The sequence below is a fragment of the Thalassotalea euphylliae genome (assembly GCF_003390335.1).
In the GTDB taxonomy this organism is placed as follows: Bacteria; Pseudomonadota; Gammaproteobacteria; order Enterobacterales; family Alteromonadaceae; genus Thalassotalea_F; species Thalassotalea_F euphylliae_B.
On sequence record NZ_QUOU01000001.1, the window covers coordinates 979,126 to 1,002,864 of the forward strand.

The 23,739-nt window shown below is 44.0% G+C and carries 23 protein-coding genes; 16 read left to right on the plus strand and 7 right to left on the minus strand.

Features of this window, described 5'->3' with window-relative positions; translation table 11 throughout:
• Positions 1-70 precede the first annotated feature (70 nt).
• Positions 71-1,447 carry a signal recognition particle protein gene (gene ffh / locus DXX93_RS04365; RefSeq protein ID WP_116006997.1) on the plus strand — a complete coding sequence of 459 codons (1,377 nt, stop codon included), beginning with the start codon at positions 71-73 and terminating at the stop codon, positions 1,445-1,447.
• Between the two features lie 18 nt (positions 1,448-1,465).
• Here ffh and DXX93_RS04370 read toward each other — a convergent pair whose 3' ends face one another.
• The 3 genes from DXX93_RS04370 to DXX93_RS04380 are packed head-to-tail and all read right to left on the minus strand — an operon-like array spanning position 1,466 to position 5,992.
• The gene (locus DXX93_RS04370) at positions 1,466-3,676 is read right to left on the minus strand and encodes an EAL domain-containing protein (RefSeq protein ID WP_116006998.1); all 2,211 of its coding nucleotides are present in this window, start codon (positions 3,674-3,676) and stop codon (positions 1,466-1,468) included.
• Positions 3,676-4,584 (minus strand): phosphate/phosphite/phosphonate ABC transporter substrate-binding protein, encoded by a 909-nt coding sequence (locus DXX93_RS04375; protein ID WP_116006999.1) that lies wholly within the window; start codon positions 4,582-4,584, stop codon positions 3,676-3,678. The genes DXX93_RS04370 and DXX93_RS04375 overlap by 1 nt, the downstream gene beginning before the upstream one ends.
• A 28-nt stretch (positions 4,585-4,612) precedes the next feature.
• A complete protein-coding gene (locus DXX93_RS04380; RefSeq protein WP_181902138.1) occupies positions 4,613-5,992 on the minus strand; it encodes an OprO/OprP family phosphate-selective porin in 1,380 nt (459 codons plus the stop codon).
• Between the two features lie 549 nt (positions 5,993-6,541).
• On the opposite strand from DXX93_RS04380, the gene rpsP reads away from it, so the two are divergent.
• The 11 genes from rpsP (at position 6,542) to DXX93_RS04435 (ending at position 15,400) form a co-directional block, all read left to right on the plus strand.
• Positions 6,542-6,790 carry a 30S ribosomal protein S16 gene (gene rpsP, locus DXX93_RS04385; protein ID WP_044835858.1) on the plus strand — a complete coding sequence of 83 codons (249 nt, stop codon included), beginning with the start codon at positions 6,542-6,544 and terminating at the stop codon, positions 6,788-6,790.
• A gap of 37 nt (positions 6,791-6,827) precedes the next feature.
• The gene (gene rimM / locus DXX93_RS04390) at positions 6,828-7,349 is read left to right on the plus strand and encodes a ribosome maturation factor RimM (RefSeq protein WP_116002289.1); all 522 of its coding nucleotides are present in this window, start codon (positions 6,828-6,830) and stop codon (positions 7,347-7,349) included.
• An 18-nt stretch (positions 7,350-7,367) separates the two neighbouring features.
• Positions 7,368-8,141, plus strand: coding sequence for a tRNA (guanosine(37)-N1)-methyltransferase TrmD (gene trmD / locus DXX93_RS04395; protein ID WP_116007001.1), 774 nt, complete (start codon positions 7,368-7,370; stop codon positions 8,139-8,141).
• Between the two features lie 12 nt (positions 8,142-8,153).
• Positions 8,154-8,507, plus strand: a complete 354-nt coding sequence (gene rplS, locus DXX93_RS04400) for a 50S ribosomal protein L19 (protein WP_116007002.1) — start codon at positions 8,154-8,156, stop codon at positions 8,505-8,507.
• Between the two features lie 350 nt (positions 8,508-8,857).
• Positions 8,858-9,580 carry a VWA domain-containing protein gene (locus tag DXX93_RS04405; RefSeq protein ID WP_116007003.1) on the plus strand — a complete coding sequence of 241 codons (723 nt, stop codon included), beginning with the start codon at positions 8,858-8,860 and terminating at the stop codon, positions 9,578-9,580.
• Between the two features lie 407 nt (positions 9,581-9,987).
• Positions 9,988-10,851, plus strand: a complete 864-nt coding sequence (locus tag DXX93_RS04410) for a TauD/TfdA dioxygenase family protein (protein WP_116007004.1) — start codon at positions 9,988-9,990, stop codon at positions 10,849-10,851.
• A 33-nt stretch (positions 10,852-10,884) separates the two neighbouring features.
• Entirely contained in the window at positions 10,885-11,169 is a 285-nt protein-coding gene (locus DXX93_RS04415; protein ID WP_116007005.1) for an SCP2 sterol-binding domain-containing protein, read from the plus strand.
• A gap of 332 nt (positions 11,170-11,501) precedes the next feature.
• On the plus strand, positions 11,502-12,551 hold the full coding sequence (locus DXX93_RS04420) for an AraC family transcriptional regulator (protein WP_116007006.1): 1,050 nt from the start codon (positions 11,502-11,504) through the stop codon (positions 12,549-12,551).
• A gap of 94 nt (positions 12,552-12,645) precedes the next feature.
• The gene (locus DXX93_RS04425) at positions 12,646-13,617 is read left to right on the plus strand and encodes a fumarylacetoacetate hydrolase family protein (protein ID WP_116007007.1); all 972 of its coding nucleotides are present in this window, start codon (positions 12,646-12,648) and stop codon (positions 13,615-13,617) included.
• A 221-nt stretch (positions 13,618-13,838) separates the two neighbouring features.
• Complete coding sequence (locus tag DXX93_RS04430; RefSeq protein ID WP_116009830.1) at positions 13,839-14,555, plus strand: enoyl-CoA hydratase/isomerase family protein; 717 nt, start codon at positions 13,839-13,841, stop codon at positions 14,553-14,555.
• A 26-nt stretch (positions 14,556-14,581) separates the two neighbouring features.
• Positions 14,582-15,400, plus strand: coding sequence for an SDR family oxidoreductase (locus tag DXX93_RS04435; RefSeq protein ID WP_116007008.1), 819 nt, complete (start codon positions 14,582-14,584; stop codon positions 15,398-15,400).
• 207 nt (positions 15,401-15,607) lie between these two features.
• On the opposite strand, the gene DXX93_RS04440 is transcribed toward DXX93_RS04435, so the two are convergent.
• From DXX93_RS04440 to DXX93_RS04455, 4 genes are all read right to left on the minus strand, one after another.
• Positions 15,608-16,372, minus strand: a complete 765-nt coding sequence (locus DXX93_RS04440; RefSeq protein ID WP_116007009.1) for a substrate-binding periplasmic protein — start codon at positions 16,370-16,372, stop codon at positions 15,608-15,610.
• 322 nt (positions 16,373-16,694) lie between these two features.
• Complete coding sequence (locus DXX93_RS21100; protein ID WP_116007010.1) at positions 16,695-17,291, minus strand: type IV pilin protein; 597 nt, start codon at positions 17,289-17,291, stop codon at positions 16,695-16,697.
• 167 nt (positions 17,292-17,458) lie between these two features.
• A complete protein-coding gene (locus tag DXX93_RS04450; protein WP_116007011.1) occupies positions 17,459-18,991 on the minus strand; it encodes a cryptochrome/deoxyribodipyrimidine photo-lyase family protein in 1,533 nt (510 codons plus the stop codon).
• 204 nt (positions 18,992-19,195) lie between these two features.
• Positions 19,196-19,714: a PepSY-associated TM helix domain-containing protein gene (locus DXX93_RS04455; protein ID WP_116007012.1), complete on the minus strand. Its 519-nt coding sequence runs from the start codon at positions 19,712-19,714 to the stop codon at positions 19,196-19,198.
• A gap of 159 nt (positions 19,715-19,873) precedes the next feature.
• On the opposite strand from DXX93_RS04455, the gene DXX93_RS04460 reads away from it, so the two are divergent.
• The 4 genes from DXX93_RS04460 to DXX93_RS04475 all read left to right on the plus strand — a co-directional run bounded on the left by DXX93_RS04460 (position 19,874) and on the right by DXX93_RS04475 (position 23,498).
• The gene (locus tag DXX93_RS04460; RefSeq protein WP_116007013.1) at positions 19,874-20,530 is read left to right on the plus strand and encodes a CPBP family intramembrane glutamic endopeptidase; all 657 of its coding nucleotides are present in this window, start codon (positions 19,874-19,876) and stop codon (positions 20,528-20,530) included.
• Positions 20,531-20,720: 190 nt separating this feature from the next.
• On the plus strand, positions 20,721-21,728 hold the full coding sequence (locus DXX93_RS04465) for an ArsJ-associated glyceraldehyde-3-phosphate dehydrogenase (RefSeq protein ID WP_116007014.1): 1,008 nt from the start codon (positions 20,721-20,723) through the stop codon (positions 21,726-21,728).
• The gene (gene arsJ, locus DXX93_RS04470) at positions 21,718-22,944 is read left to right on the plus strand and encodes an organoarsenical effux MFS transporter ArsJ (RefSeq protein ID WP_116007015.1); all 1,227 of its coding nucleotides are present in this window, start codon (positions 21,718-21,720) and stop codon (positions 22,942-22,944) included. Before DXX93_RS04465 ends, arsJ begins: the two co-directional genes overlap by 11 nt.
• Before the next feature lie 104 nt (positions 22,945-23,048).
• The gene (locus DXX93_RS04475) at positions 23,049-23,498 is read left to right on the plus strand and encodes a VOC family protein (RefSeq protein WP_116007016.1); all 450 of its coding nucleotides are present in this window, start codon (positions 23,049-23,051) and stop codon (positions 23,496-23,498) included.
• Positions 23,499-23,739 lie beyond the last annotated feature (241 nt).

Sequence of the window (23,739 nt, forward strand, 5' to 3'; positions counted from 1 at the left end):
ATTTTAATTGCCTGTTGAACGCGTATAATAGCGGCAGATTTTTTCACCTAATTCACTTGTTGAGACTTCCATGTTTGAGAATCTTTCCGATCGTTTAACCAAAACGCTTAAAAACATCAGTGGTCGTGGTCGCCTGACCGAAGATAATATCAAAGACACCCTGCGCGAAGTGCGTATGGCATTATTAGAAGCGGATGTCGCTTTACCAGTTATCCGCGATTTTATTAAAAAAGTGAAAGAGCGTGCGGTCGGTCAGGAAGTTTCGAAAAGCCTAACACCGGGCCAAGTATTCGTTAAAATTGTTCGCACTGAGCTGGAAACAGCCATGGGTGAAGTGAACGAAGCGCTCGATTTAAAAGCGGCGCCACCAGCTGTGGTCTTGATGGCCGGCTTACAAGGTGCAGGTAAAACAACCTCGGTGGCTAAGCTTTCAAAATTCTTAAAAGAGCGTGAAAAGAAAAAGGTACTGGTTGTTAGTGCGGACGTTTACCGCCCGGCGGCAATTAAGCAGCTTGAAACCTTAGCAAGTGAAGTCGGTGTCGAATTCTTCCCAAGTGATATCAAGCAAAAGCCTGTCGATATTGCCAATGCGGCGATTGATCATGCCAAACGCCAATTTTTTGATGTATTGATTGTTGATACAGCCGGTCGCTTACATGTTGATGAAGACATGATGGGTGAGATTCAAGCACTACACGCCGCGATTAAGCCTGTTGAAACCTTATTCACCGTTGATGCTATGACAGGTCAAGATGCGGCGAATACGGCAAAGGCGTTCAACGATGCGCTGCCATTAACCGGTGTGGTATTAACCAAAACCGATGGTGATGCCCGTGGTGGTGCGGCGTTGTCAATTCGTCATATCACTGGCAAGCCAATCAAGTTTATTGGTGTTGGTGAGAAAACTGATGCGTTAGAGCCTTTCCACCCAGATCGTATTGCCTCACGTATTCTTGGTATGGGTGATGTCTTATCGCTTATCGAAGAAGTCGAGCAAAAAGTCGATAAGAAGAAAGCTGAGAAGCTTGCGAAGAAGGTAAAAGCAGGCAAAGGCTTTGACTTAGAAGACTTCCGTGAGCAGCTGGTACAAATGAAAAACATGGGCGGTATGATGGGCTTGATGGACAAGCTGCCGGGCATGGGCAATTTATCTGAGCAAGTGAAAGGTCAGATGGATGATAAAATTACCGTGCAAATGGAAGCCATTATTAACTCCATGACACCAGCAGAGCGCGCTCGCCCTGATATCATCAAAGGCTCTCGTAAACGTCGCATTGCTGCCGGCTCTGGTACGCAAATTCAAGACGTGAATAAGCTATTAAAACAATTTACCCTGATGCAGAAAATGATGAAGAAAATGTCGGGTAAAGGCGGCATGCAGAAAATGATGCGCGGTATGAAAGGTATGATGCCGCCAGGTATGGGCGGTGGTATGTTCGGCCGTTAATACTGATTTTTTGGCTGTTTAGTTTTTTAGAATTGAGCTGTCAACTTCCCGCACTGAGTTGACAGCATTTTCATTTTCTTTTTGCTCAAAAAAGTTTTCTAATAGCACGTCACCTGGTTGCGCCTTACCATAGAGAAAACCCTGAGCGTAGTCACAATGCAAGCGTTTAACGATGCTCTCTTGGCTGATTTGCTCTATCCCTTCTGCAACCACTTTTAAGTTTAAACTATTGGCCATGGCGATGATTGCCTGACATAGCTTTTGAGCCCCCTCGTTTTTATCAATATCGCGGATAAATGAGTAGTCAATCTTAACGCCGTATATGGGCAGTTTACGCAGATAACCGAGTGATGAATAGCCTGTGCCAAAGTCATCTATCCAAATGTGAATACCGGCCTGGCTCAATCGCGTAAGTATTCTAATCGCCTCTTCTTCATTTTCGATAACAACGGTTTCGGTGACTTCAATTTCAAGCAAGTGGTAAGGGAGCTGATATTTATCCAGCATACTTAAAATCACATCGTCCAGCTCCGCCTGTTTAAACTGGATGGCTGAAATATTGATGGCGATGGCAACCTGATTAGCTTGCGTTGATTGCCAGTCTTTTAGCTGTCGACAAGCGGTTTCAATGATCCACTCGCCCATCGGCAGAATTAGCCCGGTGTTTTCGGCAACAGGAATAAACTCAGCTGGGCTGACACGACCTCGCTCTGGGTGATGCCAGCGGATCAATGCTTCAACTGAGCATAAGCCACCTCGCTGCAAGTCAATTTTAGGCTGGTAATGTAATAGGAACTGCTCTTCTTCTAGCGCTGACGCAATATCATTTTCAATCGCTAATTCATTTCTTATCGCTTGATTGATGTCTGAAGAATAAAACTGACATTGATTCTTGCCATTAAACTTGGCGTGGTACATAGCGATATCAGCATTTTTCATCAAACTTGATGCTGTTGTGCCATCTTGAGGGTAGGTAGCAACCCCAATACTCGCGCCAACAAAGGCTTTTTGGCCATTAATAACATAAGGTTGACAAATGTTTTTGATGATCCTTTGGGTGATAGGAGAAATCAGCTCAGGATCGTCGATATCAAGCAAAATCACCGTAAACTCGTCGCCCCCGATACGCGCGATAATGGCATGGCTTTGTGGTAGCTCTGATAATTCACTTTCCTCTGCGGTAAAAATATCGTCACTACAACGCACAGATTGTTTGAGTCGTTCAGCAACTTCAACCAGTAGAGCATCGCCAACGTCGTGGCCTAAGTTATCGTTTACGTGTTTAAAATTGTCGATATCTATAAACAGTACCGCAAACTTAGCCTGTTCTTGATGGATCGCCGCTTCCAGCTTTTCTTTGAATAAGCGCCGATTGGGGAGTTTGGTCAGCGCGTCTTGATAGGCTAGTTGGTAAATCTGCTCAGATGAGGTTTTCAGATTATCCTTCATCTGATTAAATGAAACCGCTAACTCGGTTATTTCGTCTTGGTTATCGGATATCTCAATGTTGAAATCATAATTGCCATCACCTATGTAGGTGGCGTATTGCGAAAGCTGGGTAATTGGCATGACTAAGCGGCGCGTAATTTTCCAGGCGGCGAGAGAGCCAAATACGGTGAGTATGATGGCAACACTGGCAATACTGTAGATATTAGCACGTAGCCGAGAGCTGTCTATTTCGGCCATTGATTGATTTAACTGGCTAATATCAGTGCGTATACCATCAAGTGAAAACACGATGACCACACCGCCGATTTTTTCTTCACCGATAAAGACATTGCGTGCGAATTGCAGTTGATTGGTTCGCTCGATAACCAAAACGCTATGGGGTGCTTTCGCTAAACCTGTGGAGATACTCGTAGGGATCAGCTCGCCATAACTGTCAATGAGCGCCGAGCCATCGTGCAACAGTTTATCTTGTTCATCGTAGACATAGGCATAAATAATGTCATGTTGTTTGGTGATGGCAGTGATTAATTGGTTAATATCTTCCAGATCGTAAGAGTACAGTGCATTGGTAAGCGTTTCTGCCATATAAATAGCGGTATCTTTGCCTTTTTTGTTGAGCTGCTCCATTAGCGCATCACCTAAGGTCGACTCACTGACCTGATGCAGCTGTTGAGAGGCAAGCTCAGACTGCCATGTGAGATAAGCCCCCATGGCAGTGATAATGGTTAAAATGAAAAATATAATGGTTCGGGCAACGCGAACCTGTAACTTTTTTTTCATTAGTCCAGCTTAGTTTTCAATAAATTAACAACATTACGTGCGTACGCTATGGTGTCAGTAATACTGTCGTCAAATTCTTCAAATTTTGTTGTCCGTTGATAGCCGGCCAGTATGGTAGCGGCGCTAGGGTCGTTGTGCATATTCAATAATAGCGCTTTAAGCTTGTCTTTCAGGGCGTCGCTCATGCCCGGCCTGACTAACTCAATCGCTCGTGGTAGCCGCTGGCTTTTAGCGATAATTTTAAAATCATCGCGATAGCTTTTCGGTAAATGATCGCTTTTGTGCCAGTCGTGGTCGTTAAGTGCTCCTATTTGCACTAAGTTTTTATGAACCCAAGTGGAGGTATTAATTTCTTCATTGGAAAATACATAGCCAACTGAGTCCGGATAGGGTTGCTCTCTAATTGACTCAAGTTTTTCCAGCTTGAGACCTTGCGTTAATAACATGGCGGCAGGCACAAAAAACGCACTGGTAGAGCCGGGGTCTTCAAAGGCAATCACTTTGCCTTTGAAGTCGTCAAAGGTATTAATATTGCTGTCTTTGCGCGCGAAAATAATCGCTTCGTAGTCACGTTGGCCTTTTTTCCATTTCTTTACCAGAAATTCTGCTCCGGCTTTATCTTGAAAGACAACGCTGGAAAAGATGGTTTCCGTGACTAGATCGACTTTTTTCTTCCTGAGATAGCGGATCATCTGTTTGTTGTTTTTGGCCATTAACACTTGGCCTTCGGTGTAACCGAATTCAGACAAGTGTTTGGCCAGATAATCCGCCATAGGTTTTAAATAAGCGTAGTGCTTTTTCGGGTTGTCGCTGACTTTGCTGATGACAAATGGCTTGGCCGCAGCCTCAGAAGCGAAAAACAACAATGGCGAAACCACCAAAATGGCAATCATTGCTAAGCGTAACATTAGAACCCCTCCCTGTTATTAAGCTTGTTTAAAAGTCCATTTGCAGTCTTAACTGAAAATAATTTGGGCCATCAGAGGGCTGTACATCACCGTTGTCATCGGCAGTCTCGTCATTATTTACCATAGCGTAATTCAACATGGTACGGATGCGATCATTGATATACCAATTGACCCCTAGGGTAGTAATGCTGCTATCACCGCCGGTGACATCTTGATCGTTCAAATCCAATGCGCTATGGCGAATTGCCAGCTCCCAGGCACCGCCTGGTGCATAAGGTTTAATGCGGCCAAAGGCTCCTTTCTTAAACTTGTAGTTTCGCGATTCGCCCGTTAGCATCCAGCTGCTGGTGATATACCAACCAGAAAACGCAAGATTTGAACCAAAGTCACCGTCAACTTCCGTTAAGATATATTCAGATTGCACTGAGAATGGCCCCTCAACCCAAGCCGCCTCGATACCATAACGGTTAATGTTATTGGCTTGTTTAATCTTGCCAGTGTTTAAGTACTTGATATCTGTGTTCTTGGTTTCTGGGCGAATATCAAATTTGACGCTATTGTCGTCACTTGTCTGACGGTATGACATTGCGGCACCAAAGTGCAACGCTTGGGTATCACTGTGCCAAGGGGCATAGGTAGCGCGCGTTGTAGCGCCCCAGCCTTCATCACCTTCATCATCTGGATCTTCATCCCAGGTCTCGGCAGTTAAACTGGCGGCAAATGTCCACTGATTACCGTAAGTGTTAGCGTGAATACCTAAGCTGCGACCCGGCGCAAACTCAGTTGCCAACGGGCGCTCTAAAAAGGTGATATATTTACTGCTAGTTTGCTCGGCAAGGCTAAAAGGCTCTTTAGCATGGCCAAGTTTCCAAAGCCACCCCGTTTGCCCTTGATAGCTCAAGTAGGCGTCTTTGATATCGACATCGCCATCGGCAAAATCGAGGGTTAATTTATAACCCCAGTCGTAATCGACCTTACCTTCAACACCTAAATAAGCACGGCGGATACTGGAATCGTTGCCCAGCTCAACGTTATCTTCATCGAATGCCGTCAGGTCATACATTAAGCGACCGCTAATTTCGAACGCGTATCGGCCGTCAAAGGTTGACACTTCCAAGCCGCCTTGCGTTGCTATCGCTAATGCATTTTCATCACTGTCATCAATAAGCTCTGCAGCGTCTTCTGCTTGATGTTCAGCTTGCTGCTTTAGCGCCTGATATTGCGATTCAGAGATGGTGTTGTTGTCTTTTAAAGTTTTGATTAGCTGTAAAAAGCTAGTAGACTCTTCGGCTAACTGGTTAGCGAAAACGCTTGGCGAAGTTAACAATATTGAGCTGACAATTGTTGTCATCGATAAGATGAGAGGGCCGGGTGCTATTTTCCCCGGTATTTTTGATAATAGAAACATTCCAATTTCTTCCATTATTTCTGTAAGAAAGCTTACTACGAGTAAGTAAGGTTTTTATCCACTAAAACTCACTAAAACTGAACTTCTAGCTTTTCTTTTTTGTTTTATATCTAATTGATAATTGCGCTGTTTAAGGGCGAGCAATCTAAGCATCATCAGATAAAAAACCAAAATCATGTTACATTAATGTAAAATAATTGTATACGGGTTTTTGGCTTGAGTTGCACGCTAGCACTGTGTTTATGCCACGGTTTATCGCGACTGTACTTAATGTGAACAGCTGTTACTCACCGCTCAAGTGCGTTTGAAAATCGACATGAGCATTGGTTAAGCGATAAGTGTTTAGCTGCCAGCATTTTGTAAGCCATTGAGCGCTACTATATTAAATTGGCTTTCAGGCAACCTAAGGCGTCAAATCCCCAGTTCATTATCTCCTTGCATTTTTAGTCAAAAAGCGTAGAATACGCGAGCTTTTCTGTCTGCCTGAAAAATTGGTTGTACAGAAAGTGTCTGGAAAATTCGTTTAACATTAAATATATAGAGGACGGTATGGTTACCATTCGTTTAGCTCGTGGTGGCGCGAAGAAGCGTCCATTCTATCAGGTTGTTGTTGCAGATAGCCGTAACTCTCGCGATGGTCGTTTCATCGAGAAAGTAGGTTTCTTCAACCCAACAGCACAAGGTCAAGCTGAAAAATTACGCTTAGACCTAGATCGTATCAACCACTGGGTTGGTCAAGGTGCTGGTCTATCTGATCGTGTGGCTAAGTTAGTTAAAGACGCTCAAGCAGCTGCTTAATTAAGTTAGTAAGTTTTAGGATGTATTGGTGAGTAATATGAGTGAAAAAATCCTCCTGGGTAAAGTAGGCGCAGTTTACGGTATCAAGGGCTGGGTAAAAGTTCACAGCTTTACTGAAGATCCTCAAGCTATTTTTGACTATTCACCTTGGTCATTAAAATTAGGTGGTAAAGAACAATCAGCGGAAATTGTTGATTGGCGCAAACATAATAACGGCTTAATTGCCAAGTTAGCAGATGTGGAAGATCGCGACCAAGCGCAAAGCTTAGTACATTCGGAAATATTTGTTGATGAGTCACTATTACCAGAGTTGCCGGAAGGCGAGTTTTACTGGCGTGATTTAATTGGTATGAGTGTCGTGACCGACAAAGGTTATAACCTAGGCGAAGTCACCGATATTATGGAAACTGGCGCTAACGACGTACTGGTTGTTAAAGCGAACCGCAACGACGGCTTCGGTAAAAAAGAGCGGTTAATTCCGTATATTTTTGACCAAGTCATTGTCTCGGTAAGCAATGAAACGAAACAAATTTGTGTTGACTGGGACCCAGGTTTTTAAACTGTGACAAGCAGCAAAATGTGGATTGGGGTGATTAGCCTTTTTCCAGAGATGTTTGATGCCATAACACAGTATGGGGTGACAGGCCGAGCGATTCGTAAAGGCTTAATTGAATTTCATTCGTGGAATCCAAGAGACTTTACCCATGATAAACATCGCACTGTGGACGACCGACCTTATGGCGGCGGACCGGGCATGTTAATGATGGTACAACCGCTACGCGATGCGATTCACGCTGCTAGGGCAAAAGCTCAAGCAGATGGCCGCAACGCTAAGGTGATTTATTTATCACCGCAAGGCCGGAAACTAGACCAAGTTGGCGTGAGTGAATTAGCACAAGACGACTGCCTGATTTTTGTGGCAGGGCGTTACGAAGGAATTGACGAGCGGATCATCGAGTCAGATATTGACGAAGAATGGTCAGTCGGTGATTACATTTTAAGTGGCGGTGAACTGCCGGCAATGAATGTAATTGACGCAGTCGCAAGGTTTGTTCCCGGCGTGCTAGGGCATGAGCTATCAGCCGAGCAAGACTCGTTTTCTGATGGTTTATTAGATTGCCCACACTATACAAGACCAGAAGTATTAGACGCTGGCTCTGAACATGAGAAAGCAGTACCTAAGGTGTTGTTAAGTGGTAATCACGAACATATTCGACAATGGCGACAGTTTCAGTCACTGGAAAGAACTTGGCACAGGCGACCAGAACTTTTAACTGACCTAGCTCTGACGGCAGAGCAGGCTGAAATGCTCAAGCAAATCAAGTGTGAAGCCACTGACCGTGAATCCTAGGAAGAGGTAATTATGAGTAACATTATTAAAGCTCTTGAACAAGAGCAAATGAAAACTGACGTACCTGCGTTCGCGCAAGGTGACACAGTTGTTGTACAAGTAAAAGTTAAAGAAGGTGATAAAGAGCGTCTTCAAGCGTTTGAAGGTGTTGTTATCGCGATTAAAAACCGTGGTTTACATTCAGCTTTCACTGTTCGCAAAATTTCGAACGGTGTAGGCGTTGAGCGTGTATTCCAGACACATAGCCCATTAGTTGACTCTATTGCAGTTAAACGCCGCGGTGATGTTCGTCAATCTAAACTTTACTACCTACGCGAGCGCTCTGGTCGTTCAGCGCGTATCAAAGAGAAGTTGGCGAAGAAGTAACTTTTACCTTAAAAGTATTACTTTTATACCCCAGAAAAAACCCGAGCACTGCTCGGGTTTTTTATTGCCATTTGAAAAGGTAATTAAGGTAGTTTTGTACTTCTTATCAATTAGCATACCCTTAACTTTTGCAATGTCAGTATAGTTTACATCCCTTCTAAAACACCTGCGCTAACCTTCTACGCTAATATCTAACGTATTGAAAAACTGTTATTTATAATTTTGGCTAAGTTATTGCTGATAAACGTTACAGTACTGGTGTTGTGTGACTTACTAGTACTAAAAGCTGTATAGGATGTCGTACTTATTTGACAACAAGAATTACACGTAAATGATGAAGGAAAAGAGTTATGTTAAAAAAAATAGCAGTAATCTTTATACTTTTTATCGCAATGGTTAGCAGTTCGCAAGCGGCTCTTATCCGCACTGCATTGGGGATTGCGATAGATGAATCGGGTAGTATTGGTAGCACCAACTTTGCCACACAAACAGCAGCTTATGCTGCGGTACTAGGTGATCCCAGTATTGTGCCAGCAGATGGCAGTGTGGTGATCAATGTTTTTACCTTTTCTAGTGGCACTGAGCTTGTGCAAACCGCTATTAGGTTAAATGACGAAGCTGACAGGACTACGCTTATAAATTCCATCAATGCCATGACCTTTAGTGGTGGCGGAACGAATATTGATGCTGGTGTTAGTGCTGTGCAAACCGACATGGATGCTTATCTAGCAACAATTGATATGGGCGAGTTTGATACTAATTTTAGAAAATTGATTGATGTTTCTACTGATGGAGAGGGCTTTGCCGGATCTGGTAACGCGGCGACAAATCAAGCTCTTGCTGATGGTTATACAGAAGTGAATTGTCTTGGCATAGGTTCTAGCGCTGATTGTTCATGGAACGAAGCGGGCTTAGACTTCGCGGCCAGTACTTTTGCTGAGCTTGAAGCTGCACTTCGTATTAAAATTGCAACTGAGATTAATAATCCTGCAACGATTCCAACACCAAATTCTATTTTACTTTTAGGTTTAAGCTTATTCTGCTTGCGTTTGTTAGGTGGTCGTAAGGTTTAGTTATAGCATAGCCAATCTATAAACTATCGTTTGAAGTGGTCTTTTTTAGTGACCACTTTTTTTAGCAACATCTTATACCTAGCTTCTCTGCTCACCATTTGTTTTTCTATTTTAGCTATCACCGTTTTAAATTTCTTAATGTGCTTACAAACCATCTGTCAGTTAAAATTAGACGAAGATCTTCCAAAATACCTTCCACCAAAAAGAAGCAGGGTGGTTATTGATAGGCTCGCTACTAAAAATTAAAGGCATAAATGCTCAGTCAGTTCGTATTATTTTTTGTTTGAAATACATCCATTGTGGCCTCTTGTGTTAATTACCTGGCCTAATGTGTCATGTCTCGTGGTTTGACTTTCTATTATGGTAATTAAGCAACTATTATAAAAAGTAAACAACAGGAGTGCATTATGGGCATTACAGTTACCCCTACGGGAGAAGCTTGTGGCGCATACATAGGGGGCGTCGATTTAACTCAGCCTTTGAGTGATGAGCAGATTGAAGAAATTCGCCAAGCTTGGGGCGAACACCACGTGATTATTTTCCGTGATCAAAAATTATCAGATGATGACTTAGAGCGTGTATCAGCATCATTTGGTGATCTGGCGATAGACCCCTTTGTTAAGTCTTTGCCAGGTCGTGAACATATGATCGCGATTCAGCGCGAAGCTGACGAAACCGCGGCAATTTTTGCTGAAATCTGGCATGCCGATTGGACGTTTAAATCTACCCCTCCATTTGCGACTTGCTTATACAGTATCGAAATTCCACCAGTTGGCGGCGATACCTTGTTTGCTAACCAAGTGCTCGCACTGGAGGAGATGCCGCAAGAGCTGCGCAGTCGTTTAGAAGGCCAATTAGCAATCCACTCCGCGAAAATGGGCTATTCGAAAAAAGGCTCATACGGCGATAAGTACAAGAGCAAGAGTATGGAAGTGGTTGCCTCTGATGAAGCGTTAGAGCAAGAAACACATCCATTTATCCTAAAACACCCTGTCAGTGGCAAAGAATCAATATACGGCTCAGCAATCGCCTATATTATTGGTGTGTCAGATATGCCGCAAAAAGAAGCAATGAATTTGATAATGGAGTTGCAACGCTGGCAAGTGCAAGAGCAATTCGTTTATGCTCACAAGTGGGAAAAAGACATGCTGGTCATGTGGGACAATCGCAGTGTTTTACATAAAGCGACAGGTGGTTACGAAGGTTACCGCCGTGAATTGCATCGCACCACAATTTCAGAGAAAGACGGTCGTCCATTCTCGTTATCATAAGATTAAATAGAAAAAAGAATTAAGGTTACAACAATGACTACACAAGAATTAATTGACGCTATAATCCCAGCGGTTGACAAATTTGGCGGTTTCCCTTCATCAGTTAAATTTAAAATTGGTGATGCGAGCGTGATTCATGTTCACAACAAAGAAGTGGTTGCAGAAGACAAAGATGCATCATGCACAATCACCATGTCGTTAGATACTATGAAAGAGATCATGGCTGGTGAAATAGATGCCATGAGTGCAGTAATGGAAGGCGATGTTGAAGTTGAAGGTGATACCTCAGTCGCTGTTAGCGTCCAAGGTTTATTCTAATTTGATTGTGGTGTCATAGGCACCACATTTGTTATTAGACTAAATGAGCTCTGCGTAAGGTTTGAGCGTGGCTCGTCCAAGTTTATTGGGCTAATGTCTAACGCTCAAATCTACTAGTACCTTGATGAAGGCGATATTTATCTTCAATCAAAATTACACAGCCATTATTACTTAATATTTGCGCCTGACATTTACCGTAAATATTCATTAGATTTTAGGTATTCCCCTCGTTACGCTAAATGCTTGTATGCATTGTCAGTCTTATCATATTTAAATTTGGCTTTAAGGCGGTTGAAAGAGCCTAAGTTGACATAGAGGTAATCAGAACAGTTATGTCGTGGAAGGACAACAGACGAGCAAACCTAACCATTCAAGCTATCGCCAATATACTAGACACCAATGGCATAGACCTCACAGAGTGCTTTGGTGACACCGCAATAGATATCAAACAAATACTAAATGCAGATGTTGATATTCCTAATCAAACTGAAATTGAAGTTATCGAGAGAGCCGTCGAAGTATTGCCAAAACAGGCGGGGTATGGGGTAAAAGCTGCACAGGCGCTGGATGTCACCAACTTTGGTGTTTTGGGGTTAGCGATATTAACAAGCCCAACGGTGCGCTCGGCGTTAGAGGCAATGGCGAGCTTTTCTGAAGTGTCTATTCTACTTTCACGGGTGAGTTTTCGAGAAAGCCTTGGCCGTGTTGCCTTTATATTAGATATGGAGCACCTGCCTGTTGCGATTCATCGATTTACCTTTGAACGCTATTTTTATATGACGCTGCGCTTTTTACGCGAAATGAGTCCGGATTACGACGCGTCAGACTTCGAATTACAGTTGCCATTTTCAGACCCTCATTATGAACAAGAATTGGCTGAAATCTCTGGTTTAAAAGTCAGAAGTAATCAACCGTTTTATGCCTTAATCGCGTCTAAAGAACTACTTGATTTACCTGTTACCAATACCGATCCCATTGCCCACAATCATTTTCTCAGTGAGTGTCAACGCATTCTTAATGAAACCAACAAATTTGCTGGCTTCGCACAAAAAGTTCGCAATTACATTCTACAAGAAAAGAATTTTTCGCCTAAGTTAACTGACGTAGCGAATTCCTTGTTTATCAGTGATCGCACATTAAAAAGGCGATTGCAGGAAGAAAATCATAACTTCAAGGCAGTGGTGATGGATACTAAGATGACGCTAGCCAGAGAGCTATTACTCGCTGCCTCGTTACCCGTCAAAGTGGTTGCAACCAGACTCGATTATTCTGAATCTGCAAGCTTTTTAAGAGCCTTTAAAAAGTGGTGGGGCGTATCGCCTGCGCAAATGCGCGCCGCACAATCTCAGCCGTTAGCCAAAGATAGCGAAGTCCAACACTAACCAGCAGTGCATGCCTTCAAAACACTATTTATTGGTAACCATAGCAAGCGATAACAACAACTATCGACAAACACTAAAATAAAAGAGAAACACTATGCCCTGTCATATTGCCAGATACAAAAATACCACTTCAGGAAAACTCGGTTGGGCCGTTTGGGATAATGGCTTTTACGATATTAAGATAGACAGCCCCGATACACCGTCATTTCTGCGACACGGTCGAGAGCTGGCCTTTAAAATGCAGCGTAATTTAGCGGACTATCAAGATATGCTGCTTAATGCTGAGGAAATTGAGGTGCTGTCGCCGATCACTAAGCCATGTCGAATTTTATGCCAAGGCTCTAATTATCCAGCTGCCCGTATTGAAACCGGGATGGATCCGCACGCGAAAGAATACAACACACTATTTCACAAGTCAGATGCCAGCATTACCGGGCCTGAATCAGATATTGTTAAGCCGGGTCATGTCAAATTGCTTGACTATGAGGTTGAATTAGCTGTTGTCATTGGCGCTGATATTAACCAGTCGGTGACAGTAACACGCGACAATATTCATGAATATATCGCTGGTGTGGTGATGGTGCATGACGTTACCGCGCGAGATATTCAAATTCCACAAGTTCAATTTTATAAAGGCAAAAGCTATCGCACTTTTTGCCCAACAGGGCCATATTTATGTTTGCTCAGTGCTCAAGAAACTCAGTACCTTGAGCAGCTGAATTTGAAGCTCAGTGTGAATGGCGAACTCAAACAGCAAGATCACAGCAGTAACATGATCTACAAGCCTCATGAAACATTAAGCGAGCTTTCACAAATAGAAGACTTAGCACCGGGGGATATGATTTTTACTGGCTCACCAGGTGGCTGTGCGCTCTCTGTGCCACCCAAGGCCGTAGTGAAACTGCTCGGCTTGTTACCGGAAGCGGTTAAATGGAAAGCGTTTGTTGGCAAGCAAGCAAAAAATCCAGAATACCTCAAAGCGGGAGATTATATTGAAGCGAGTATTGTCAGTGATGACGGTAAAATTGATTTAGGTATTCAGCGCAATACGATTGTTGACCAATAAACTATATTGAGCGGGGAAGGGTGTGACTTCCCCCAAATTTTCATTCTTCTTGGCTTGACACATCAAATGCTCCAGAGCCTATCCACTACAACTGACTGTGTACTTAGGCATGTATTCAATTGGATTAGTATTGCATGCCCGCCAATGTTTGCGTCGCTTGCTTAACTCGTTAGAATGATAAGCAAATCATAATTTTATAAACCTATAACACAGTGAACCCCATGAGTTTAACAACATTAGAAACTAACGGTAGCGTTGCGATTCTTACCATGACTAATGATGAGAATCGTCACAATCCGGCATTTGTTGCTGAGCTCAAGGCACAGTTGGGTGCGGTGCTAGGCAATGAAAATCACAAGGCGTTGATTATCACGTCAAGCGATGAGAAAAGCTGGAGCTTAGGCATTGATACTGACTGGCTAATGCCAGCAATGCAGCAACAGCAATACGCGCAAATCCAAGCGTTTATGTACGACATGGATGAAGTGTTTAAAACCTTACTGCTGTTTCCAATCCCTGTGATTGCTGCGATTAACGGTCATGCCTTTGGTAATGGCGCAATTTTATCGTGCGCTTGTGACTTCCGTTTTATGCGCTCAGATCGTGGGTTTTTCTGCTTCCCTGAGGTCGATCTGTCAATTCCATTTTTGCCCGGCATGATTGCCTTTGTGAAAAAGGCCATGCCGTACTACCGTTTTAATGAAATGAAACTAACAGGTCGCCGCGTTGGCGCATCAGAGTTGGCTAACGACCATGTGATTGAGCAAGCCTGTGATGACGATGAAGATCTACAGGCCAAAGCGTTAGCGTTCGCACAAGGTTTTGACAAAAAACGCGCAATATTTGGTGAGCACAAAAAGCGTTTACATAAAGAGATAATTGCGATTATTGACGAAGAAAATAAACCCTTGATTGATAACCTTCAGTTGATGGTTTAACACCAGTTTTTCAAAAGGATAATAAAATGAGTATCGAATTTAACTATCAAGGTAAAAATGTATTTGTTGTTGGTGGTACCAGTGGTATCAACCTAGGAGTTGCACTAGCTTTTGCGCGTTGGGGAGCAAAAATCGCGGTCGCCTCACGTAAGCAGGAAAAAGTAGATGCGGCAGTTGAGCAATTAAAAGCGCTAGGCGCAGAAGCGTTTGGCGTGACGTTTGATGTGCGCAACGCAGATGACGTGAGTGCCGGCTTTAGTCAGGTTGTTGATTTCTTCGGCGGCGACATCGATGTGCTGGTTTCTGGTGCGGCGGGTAATTTCCCTGCTCGTGTTAACGATATGTCAGTTAATGCGGTGCGCTCTGTGGTTGAAATTGATTTAATGGGCACCTTTCATGTGATGAAAGCAAGTCATCAATATTTACGTAAGCCCGGGGCAAGCGTGATAAATATTTCCGCACCACAAGCTTTCCTCCCTATGATGCACCAAACCCATGTTTGCTCGGCAAAAGCCGGTGTTGATATGGTGACTCGTAGTTTAGCGATGGAGTGGGGACAAGATGGCATCCGTATTAACTCTATTGTACCGGGGCCAATCGCTGGCACAGAAGGGATGGAGCGCTTAACACCAACACCAGAACTCAAAGCCATGTGTGATAAATCTGTACCACTAGGCCGCCAAGGGACACCTGATGATATCGCTAATGCGGCGGGTATGTTAGGCAGTGATCAGGCAGGCTATATTTCAGGTGCTATTTTACCTGTTGATGGTGGCTGGAGTCAGTCTGGCGCTACTTGGTTGATGGCTAACCTTTCAGATATGCTCGATCAGAACGCGAGCTAAGCGTTTTATTTAGCTAAAGGTGACATAAAATAGTGGAAACTAGTGAATGTTGTGGCTAGTTTCCATTTTTTATTTCATTTCCCTCATTTTTATAACCATCTCTTTGTTACTTTGAGCGGCTTCGCAGCGGGAAGCGTGACAAGAGAATCAAAAATAAAGCCAAGATCTGCGGTTAATCTTGATACCTAACTGAGTAAATTAACCTTGCTATTTGAAAGCAATTGCCAGTGAATCTATTGGCTGAGCTCGACGTGACAAGTCTCGGTAATGTTGCTCGCGAATTTCGATAAATGCACCATTCGCTACGCCTTGCTCTATCACGCGCCTGAGCAGCTCCAAATGCGGCATTAATTGTGAACGTCGACTAATCGAAAAATAGTATTTTCGTTTATCACTCGGTTGGTAAATGGCTGGTGTTACCTTATCGCTCAGCGCTGACAATTTTAAGTTGACTAAGGTGCTCTCGTAATTGTGAATAAATGTGTCAACACGATGATTGATCAGTAATTTTATCTTCTGCTCTAAAGAGTCTACTACGACTTTGGCGAGTGAGTCGTCATTATCAAATTCATCGAAATACGCGACTTGAGCGGTGATGGCAATACGTTTAGCAGCAAGATCTTGGTAATTTGTCAGGGCTGACTTTTCTGGGGCGCGAACAAAAAACGTGGAGGCTAACACTTGGTAGGGCGGATCGATGTAAATAAGGTTTTCTTGTTGTTCAGCGGCATCTTGCAAGCCGACTAAAATATCCAGCTCACCTTTTTGCAAAGCGCGTAGCCTGCGTGAAAATGACAGAGGTTTAATGTCGATATCCATCATTAGATTTTCAGCAATGTAATTGAGATATTTTGCATGTAAGCCATCAATAAAGTCTGGTGATACGGCACTGCGAAGCACAAGCTTTTCGTCGGCGCTAGCGCTACCACAAAAAAGCACTAATGCCGCTACTAGCAAAATTTTATTAACCACTTAGCGCCCCTAAAACACAGGTTTAGTTGGATACCTTGTGATACGCATTCTTGTCATGAAAAGATGTGAAGAGGTGGGTGACGAACGAATAAACGTATTAAGGTTATTAATATTCCCTATATAGCAAGTTAGTCGAAACTTTCTCACTGTCAAATTCTATTGAATTTACCCCCTCTGACTTTTAGAGGGGTAAATGAGTGCCTAACTTGTTAAACGCGCGTAGGAGAGCCTTAAATTTGCAGTATGCCAACAACATTCACATTGGCGTTGCGATAAAAAGTGAATTAGAAAAGCACTAGGTGCAGTTATGCAGTGAGTTTTTTTACTGACAAGGAACTACGCCGGCCTTGTAAGTGCGATCGGCTCTCGCGCCTGAGTACCAGATATAGCAATTATCGGATTTAAGGCTGTTTTGACCAGGTTGAGCGGCAATATTCACATTGTCTCGAAAAGAAAAGGTTGCCACCACATTGGTACCTGTCACCCCCTGCGCTACCCAATCGTTGCTGTGGTAGCCCGCAAAGACAAACTCTTGATCTTGGCCTATGGACTCAATAAGCGAAGGAATCGTTGTCGCTGAGGCCGAAGGCGTGCCGTAAATAAAGTAGCAATCTTGTCCACAAATATTATTGAATGGGTTATTCGCTGGCTCATTTCCAAAGTAGCCGCCACCTGTCACTGGGTCAGTTCGAGCAGGGTTACGATCAGCGAGGCCAACGACTGCCAACTTTGCAAACACGACATTCGCTTGCGACTCGATTTGCCCCTTGACCGCCATTAACGTGCTGTTGCGAGCATCAGTCTGTAGGTCAATGAACCTTGGTAGGGCAACTGCGGCTAAAATTCCGAGTATCAGAATAACGGTAACAAGCTCTATTAATGTGAATCCACGAAAACGACGATACTGGTGTAACTCCATGATTTTTCCTTTCTACTGCTCAGGTGTTGTCTAGGGTCTTTCCTTCGATGGCGAGCGTATCAGATCGCTTGTTTGTTCATCAACAACATGCCTGTAACAAGATGTAGTCATGGTAAAATGCGCGTGCTGTGCTATCTGCCAGTCTTATTTGCTTGAGCTAACAGTCGCTATTGGTTGGGACGCACGTGTTTGGCAAGAATGGCATTAATATGCACTACCACGCCAGGCTGCTTTCGCCAGCGCCACAATAAATCTCTGGATTGTTTGCCTGTGGCGGTGATATCAACAATAGGCTCTGGGTAATCTTGACCCAGCTGAACATCATACATTTGTTGCTCCATAGGAGTTAATTCCCATGGCTTATGGATAAGCGGCGCTGGCACTTGAGATAGCTCAGGTAGCCATTGCTTAATAAAAATACCCTCAGGATCTTGCTCTTGAGATTGTTTGATCGGGTTATAGACGCGGATGGTGTTAATGCCTGTCACACCCGCTTGCATTTGAAATTGCGTGTAATGAATGCCTGGCTCGTAGTCGAGAAAATAACGGGCAAGGTGCTTCACGCCTAAACGCCAATCGAGGAGCAGATGGTGACAAAGAAAACTCACCAGCATGGCGCGCATGCGAAAGTTGATATAACCCGTTTGCGCTAGACAGCGCATGCAAGCATCAACGAGTGGATAGCCGGTTTTACCGTCTTGCCAGGCCGTTAATGCTTGCTTGGCCTGGGCGCCGCTTTGGTAAGGAAAATCATTATAACCAGGGTTTAAATGCTGAAACTCAAGCTCAGGCTCAGCTTCGAATTTTTGAATAAAATGGCAATGCCAATGGAGTCGTGACGAGAGTGCTGACAAGGCTCTGCGCCAGCCTGGCCGTTGCCAGTGGCTTAACAAGGTTTGGTAGGCATAGCGCAGACTTATATTGCCCCACGCTAGGTAAGGCGAAAGCCGAGAGCAAGCTTCGCGACTAGCACTGGGGCTGGAGATTGAATAATGGTAACGCTGGCCGCGTTGAATAAAGAAGGATGCTATTGTTGCCAGTGCTTGCTGTTCTCCGCCATGTTGAAAGTTATCATCAAGTTGTTGCCAACTGTCTGGCACTTCAAAGATATCAAGCTGACTGAGTTGTGCTTGAGGCATCATTAACCAATTGACGCTAGCTAAGTCGACACTGACCTGCGGCGCTCGCATATATTGCTGCCAACGTTTATCCCAATCAAGCCGATGACGTAAGCCGCGAACAACGGCACCTGCTTGACATTCTTGCCACACAAGGTGGTTTGTCTGGCACCAGTGTTTGACTTGTTTGTCGCGGGTAAAGGTGTGATCTAGCCCCGTCTCTTGGTGGCTAAACAGGTATCGAAGATTAAAGAGCTGCGTGAGTTGAGTTAGGCACTCAATAGCATCGCCTTTAAGCACAAGTAAGTTAGCGTGAACGTTTAGCTGCGTGAGTGACTGATCAATACTTTGCCAAGATTGGAAAATAAAGCGCCAATGGCGCAATGACATATGCTCGTCGGCAAGCATAATGTCTTCAACAATATAGACAAGCAGCACTGGCAGCTTAGTTTGTGCGGCAAGCGCCAGCGGCAGGTGATCGCTTAGTCGAAGATCTCGTTTCAACCACACCACGGCAATGTCCTGCTTTGCCGTTAAAGTCGAATGATGAAGGTGATGGTTTTGTTGAGAGCCGCTAATCATTGTGACTTACCTTGAATAAATAAAGCACAGTTAAGCGGTGATTTAGGTGGTCAAAAGTGTATACCGGCAAAAGGGCGTAATCTCATGTATAACTGATTGAAAAATCTGTGTTGTACGGGTATTACGAGGACAAGCAAACTTTAGTTTGCTTGTCCTAGCTGTGCTGGCGTTTGATGTGCTTGTTTAAAGGATTTAGGCAGCGGGTTAGTCGAGAGCGTTATGCTTTCTTCGCCATTTTTTGTAATAAGGCAAGCAGAACAGGTACAAGCCTGTTAGCCACAGTAATAGCAAAACAATGGCAACTGGCAGCATAAGCCATAAATTGGCTTGCTTTTGAAAGAAGGTGCCATCGTGCAAACTTTCAATAAATTCTGAATTCCGGTAAGCCACTTGCAGCACTTTGCCTGTTTCGCTGTCGAGTTGCACTTCCCATGAGCTTTTGGTGCGCACTTTGATCACCCCTTTGCTAGGGCGTACATCTAAGCGGTCGATATCTTGCCAGCTATTCACGTTGGCAACGTCAACTGTCTTGGTATTGGCTAATATAGTGGCAAAATCAATCGTCGGTACTTTAGCGATTCCATGCTGAGTCGGCGGCTGGAGAATCGCAAACTCTTTTCTGACGAGTAGTAAAATCCCCGTCACGATAACGAGCAGCAAAGGCAAGGCAATAACTAGGCTCGCCCATTTGTGAATGGTACGGTTTAATGTTGCAAATTTCATCTAGTACTTTTGTTTAGGTAATCAGCTTAACTTGAGTGATTGTTGATGGCGTGACCCGGTATTTATCTCTGCAACTTGCGAGACCACAGGACACCGCACAGGGCTTGAACTAAAGTTAAATAATCCCCCATTCTAACGAATAACATCGAGGCTTCGCCAGTGAAACCGTCTAGCCTAAACCGACATTCATCGCTTAAATACTGGCTTGAACTCACTTGCTTATTTGTTTTACTACCACTATTGCTCTGGCAATTTAATCATTTCATTAGCGCCTTGGTATTGCCGATTTTAAGCCTTGTTGGCGCTATTTGCCTTTGGTTACTCATTAAAGATCGGCGTTTCAAGCGCTTTCGCTTAACCAATAGGTTGGGGTTTAATCGTCGCTTTGGCGCAACTATGGTATTTTTCTTTGGTTTAATGCTGAGCAGCACATTAGCTGTTGCGATATTGGCACCCGAATCACTATTTCAATTACCACTAAACTGGCCTGATACTTGGTTGCTATTGCTTTTACTCTATCCGCTGTTTTCAGCATTGCCGCAAGAAGTTATCTTTCGCACGTTTTTATTTCATCGCTATAAAACCATATTGCCGCGTAAGCAACACCGTATATGGCTTAGTTCAACAAGTTTTGGTTTTGCGCATATCATCTACGGGAATTGGGTAGCCGTATTGCTTTCCACTGTGGCCGGTTATTGTTTTAGTCAAACCTACGCGGTGTCGCGTTCAACATTATTGGTCGCACTAGAACATAGTTTATGGGGCGTATGGTTATTTACCCTTGGCCTAGGGCACTATTTCGAATTACAAGCTTGATAACGAGTGCGAGCTATATCCTGGAAAAATTGATTTATGCAGTGTTGAATGATGGCAAGTTATAGGTTGCGGTTATTATTTTAATATGTGAAAATTTAAATATATGAAATTTTGTATGTATCTTGGTTTGGTAAAGACTGGGCAAAGAACAGCAAAGAACTAACGAGAGAATTGGATAGAGAGATTCGTCATGGCAATTAAAGTAGGTATTAACGGTTTTGGCCGTATGGGGCGATTAGTCATGCGTGCTGCATGGCAGTGGCCAGAACTTAGTTTTGTACAAATTAACGATCCCGCCGGTGATGCCGCCACGCTAGCGCACCTCATGAATTACGACTCAGTGCATGGCACTTGGCAATACGAGGCAAGTGCGAAGGGCAATATCATGAAGATTGGCGAGCAACAGATTACTGTCACCGCCAATACTCATATTGCCGATACTGATTGGTCGGGGTGCGATATTGTGATTGAAGCTTCGGGTAAAATGAAAACCCAAGAGAAGCTACAAGCCTACTTAGACCAAGGAGTTAAGCGTGTTGTTGTGACCGCGCCAGTTAAAGAAGAGGGCGTGTTAAATATTGTCATGGGCGTAAATGACAATCTTTACCATGTTGATGAACACCCAATTGTTACCGCAGCCTCTTGTACCACTAACTGCCTCGCTCCTGTGGTGAAAGTGCTACAAGAAAATATTGGTATCAAGCACGGTAGTATGACCACCATTCACGATATTACGAACACGCAAACCATTTTAGATGCGCCACACAAAGACTTGCGCCGCGCTCGTGCATGCGGGCAAAGTTTGATCCCGACAACGACAGGTTCAGCAACTGCGATCACCCATATTTTCCCTGAGTTAACAGGGCGTTTAAACGGCCATGCTGTGCGCGTGCCGCTGGCGAATGCTTCAATTACCGACTGTGCTTTTGAAATGGAGCGCCCGGTGACGGTTGAAGAAATTAATGAGTTAATGTCAAAGGCTGCCGAGCACGAGCTAAAAGGCATATTAGGTTATGAAGAAAAGCCGTTAGTGTCGGTGGATTACAAAACCGATCCGCGTTCGAGCATCGTTGATGCCTTATCAACCATGGTCGTTAACGATACTCACTTGAAAATGTACCTGTGGTACGACAATGAGTGGGGTTATGCCAATCGTACAGCAGAGCTGGCAAAAATGGTGGGTTTAAGTGTTAGCTAAGCTCGCTGCCCTGCCTAATGAGGTGAAACAGTATTTGCTGATCACGGGTAACTATTGGGCGTTTACATTAACTGACGGTGCATTGCGTATGCTGGTGGTACTGTATTTCCATCAGCTTGGGTACTCACCACTCGCAATTGCCATGCTCTTTTTGTTTTATGAGTTTTTTGGCGTTGTGACCAATCTTATTGGCGGCTGGTTGGGCGCTAGGATAGGGCTAAACCGGACGATGCAAGCAGGGTTAGTGATGCAAGTGCTGGCATTGGCGATGTTGGCTTTGCCTGATCACTACCTTACCGCCGCTTGGGTCATGGCGGCACAAGCCTTATCTGGGATTGCTAAAGATCTCAATAAAATGAGTGCCAAAAGCAGTATCAAAACACTTGTGCCTAAAGGCCAGCAAGGTGCGCTGTTTAAGTGGGTGGCAATCCTTACGGGTTCTAAAAACACCCTTAAAGGCGTCGGTTTTTTTATGGGCGGAGCCTTACTTTCTGTACTTGGTTTTCAATCGGCAATGATAGCAATGGCAAGTGTGTTATTCGTGGTAGTGATTGCTAGCCAGCTATTACTGAAAAAAGACTTAGGCAAAGCGAAGTACAAGCCTAAATTCAACGATATTTTTTCCAAATCTGCCGCGCTAAACTATTTGTCTGCTGCCCGTTTGTGCTTGTTCGCTGCGCGTGATGTTTGGTTTGTTGTCGCGATCCCGGTATTTTTCGTGAGTCAGCTGAATTGGCAGCACCACGAAGTAGGGCTGTTTATGGCACTTTGGGTCATTGGTTATGGCATAGTACAAGCGATAACCCCCAAATGGGTTAAATTGAGCGATAAGCCTGTTCACGCCATTGCGAGTAAATGGGGCGCAATACTTACGTTAACAACATTGTGCCTAATCTTTGCCCTTCACAGCGCATTACCTATCTCGACAGTACTCGTTGTTGGTTTACTGATCTTTGGGGCGGTCTTTGCAGTAAACTCTGCTGTGCATAGTTATGCCGTTGTCGCTATCGCCAAGGAAGACGGTGTTTCGATGGATGTGGGTTTTTATTATATGGCCAATGCCATGGGGCGATTAATTGGTACCGTATTCTCTGGCGTGGTATATCAGCAATATGGCTTGTTTGCCTGTCTGTTGGCCTCAAGTGTACTGGCAGCGCTGGCTGCTATTTTGGTTGCTAAGGTTAAGGTCACTAACGAAGTGGCATCGGCTCATTAGCTTTTGCCATAGTGTGAAAAAGTGCGGTGAAAAGAAAAACAAAGCCACGATAAACCAAATCACTACAAACTAAATAAAATTTACAATGCTCAGGTAGCTTTCCTATGACTAAAAACCAGAACACACAATTGACGGCAGACAGCGAGCGCAATAACAGTCGCACAATTTGCCATGCCTCCATCGGGACAAATGATTTGGTTAAAGCCAAAGCATTTTATCAACCTGTGCTGGCAACATTAGGCATTGATTTGGTGAGCGAGTACGAACACGCACTTGCATTTGGCAAAGGTTACCCTGAGTTTTGGGTGCAAATCCCGTTTGATAAACAGCCAATGAGTAGCGGCAATGGTGTGCACTTTGGCTTTGTCGCGAAGTCTCGTCAGCAGGTGGAGCAATTTTACCAACAAGCCATCGCACTTGGTGCTATTTGCAACGGTGAGCCTGGCTCTCGCCCTGAATATGGTGAGCCTTATTACGGCTGTTTTGTCATAGACCCCGAAGGCAACAAAATTGAAGCCAGCTTTTGGGATTTCAACTACACGGTTACACCCTAATGGATGGTTGTGTAACTTGCTGTTTTGGCGTGTTATGTTGTTATTTTTAAACGCTGGGTAATGATACTTTTTACACTTTGATTGCTCGGGAATTGTCGTTATACTGAAAAAAAAGCGTTAACAATATTTTTACAAAATAAGGCGCCCAAACTCAGTGTTCACCATCAAGTGTTTCTGTCTCCTTTTTTTCGAGCGTGTGCTCAGCGGTTGGCTCGAGGGCACTCAAAGAGTCTGCGATCTG

Coding starts and splice junctions, on each gene's coding strand:
- ffh (WP_116006997.1), top strand. CDS start 71: ATGTTTGAGAATCTTTCCGATCGTTTAACCAAAACGCTTAAAAACATC.
- DXX93_RS04430 (WP_116009830.1), top strand. CDS start 13,839: ATGAGTTTAACAACATTAGAAACTAACGGTAGCGTTGCGATTCTTACC.
- DXX93_RS04455 (WP_116007012.1), bottom strand. CDS start 19,714: ATGAAATTTGCAACATTAAACCGTACCATTCACAAATGGGCGAGCCTA.
- DXX93_RS21100 (WP_116007010.1), bottom strand. CDS start 17,291: ATGGAGTTACACCAGTATCGTCGTTTTCGTGGATTCACATTAATAGAG.
- DXX93_RS04410 (WP_116007004.1), top strand. CDS start 9,988: ATGGGCATTACAGTTACCCCTACGGGAGAAGCTTGTGGCGCATACATA.
- DXX93_RS04475 (WP_116007016.1), top strand. CDS start 23,049: ATGACTAAAAACCAGAACACACAATTGACGGCAGACAGCGAGCGCAAT.
- DXX93_RS04425 (WP_116007007.1), top strand. CDS start 12,646: ATGCCCTGTCATATTGCCAGATACAAAAATACCACTTCAGGAAAACTC.
- rplS (WP_116007002.1), top strand. CDS start 8,154: ATGAGTAACATTATTAAAGCTCTTGAACAAGAGCAAATGAAAACTGAC.
- trmD (WP_116007001.1), top strand. CDS start 7,368: ATGTGGATTGGGGTGATTAGCCTTTTTCCAGAGATGTTTGATGCCATA.
- DXX93_RS04405 (WP_116007003.1), top strand. CDS start 8,858: ATGTTAAAAAAAATAGCAGTAATCTTTATACTTTTTATCGCAATGGTT.
- DXX93_RS04415 (WP_116007005.1), top strand. CDS start 10,885: ATGACTACACAAGAATTAATTGACGCTATAATCCCAGCGGTTGACAAA.
- DXX93_RS04435 (WP_116007008.1), top strand. CDS start 14,582: ATGAGTATCGAATTTAACTATCAAGGTAAAAATGTATTTGTTGTTGGT.
- rimM (WP_116002289.1), top strand. CDS start 6,828: ATGAGTGAAAAAATCCTCCTGGGTAAAGTAGGCGCAGTTTACGGTATC.
- DXX93_RS04380 (WP_181902138.1), bottom strand. CDS start 5,992: ATGTTTCTATTATCAAAAATACCGGGGAAAATAGCACCCGGCCCTCTC.
- DXX93_RS04375 (WP_116006999.1), bottom strand. CDS start 4,584: ATGTTACGCTTAGCAATGATTGCCATTTTGGTGGTTTCGCCATTGTTG.
- DXX93_RS04450 (WP_116007011.1), bottom strand. CDS start 18,991: ATGATTAGCGGCTCTCAACAAAACCATCACCTTCATCATTCGACTTTA.
- DXX93_RS04370 (WP_116006998.1), bottom strand. CDS start 3,676: ATGAAAAAAAAGTTACAGGTTCGCGTTGCCCGAACCATTATATTTTTC.
- DXX93_RS04465 (WP_116007014.1), top strand. CDS start 20,721: ATGGCAATTAAAGTAGGTATTAACGGTTTTGGCCGTATGGGGCGATTA.
- rpsP (WP_044835858.1), top strand. CDS start 6,542: ATGGTTACCATTCGTTTAGCTCGTGGTGGCGCGAAGAAGCGTCCATTC.
- DXX93_RS04420 (WP_116007006.1), top strand. CDS start 11,502: ATGTCGTGGAAGGACAACAGACGAGCAAACCTAACCATTCAAGCTATC.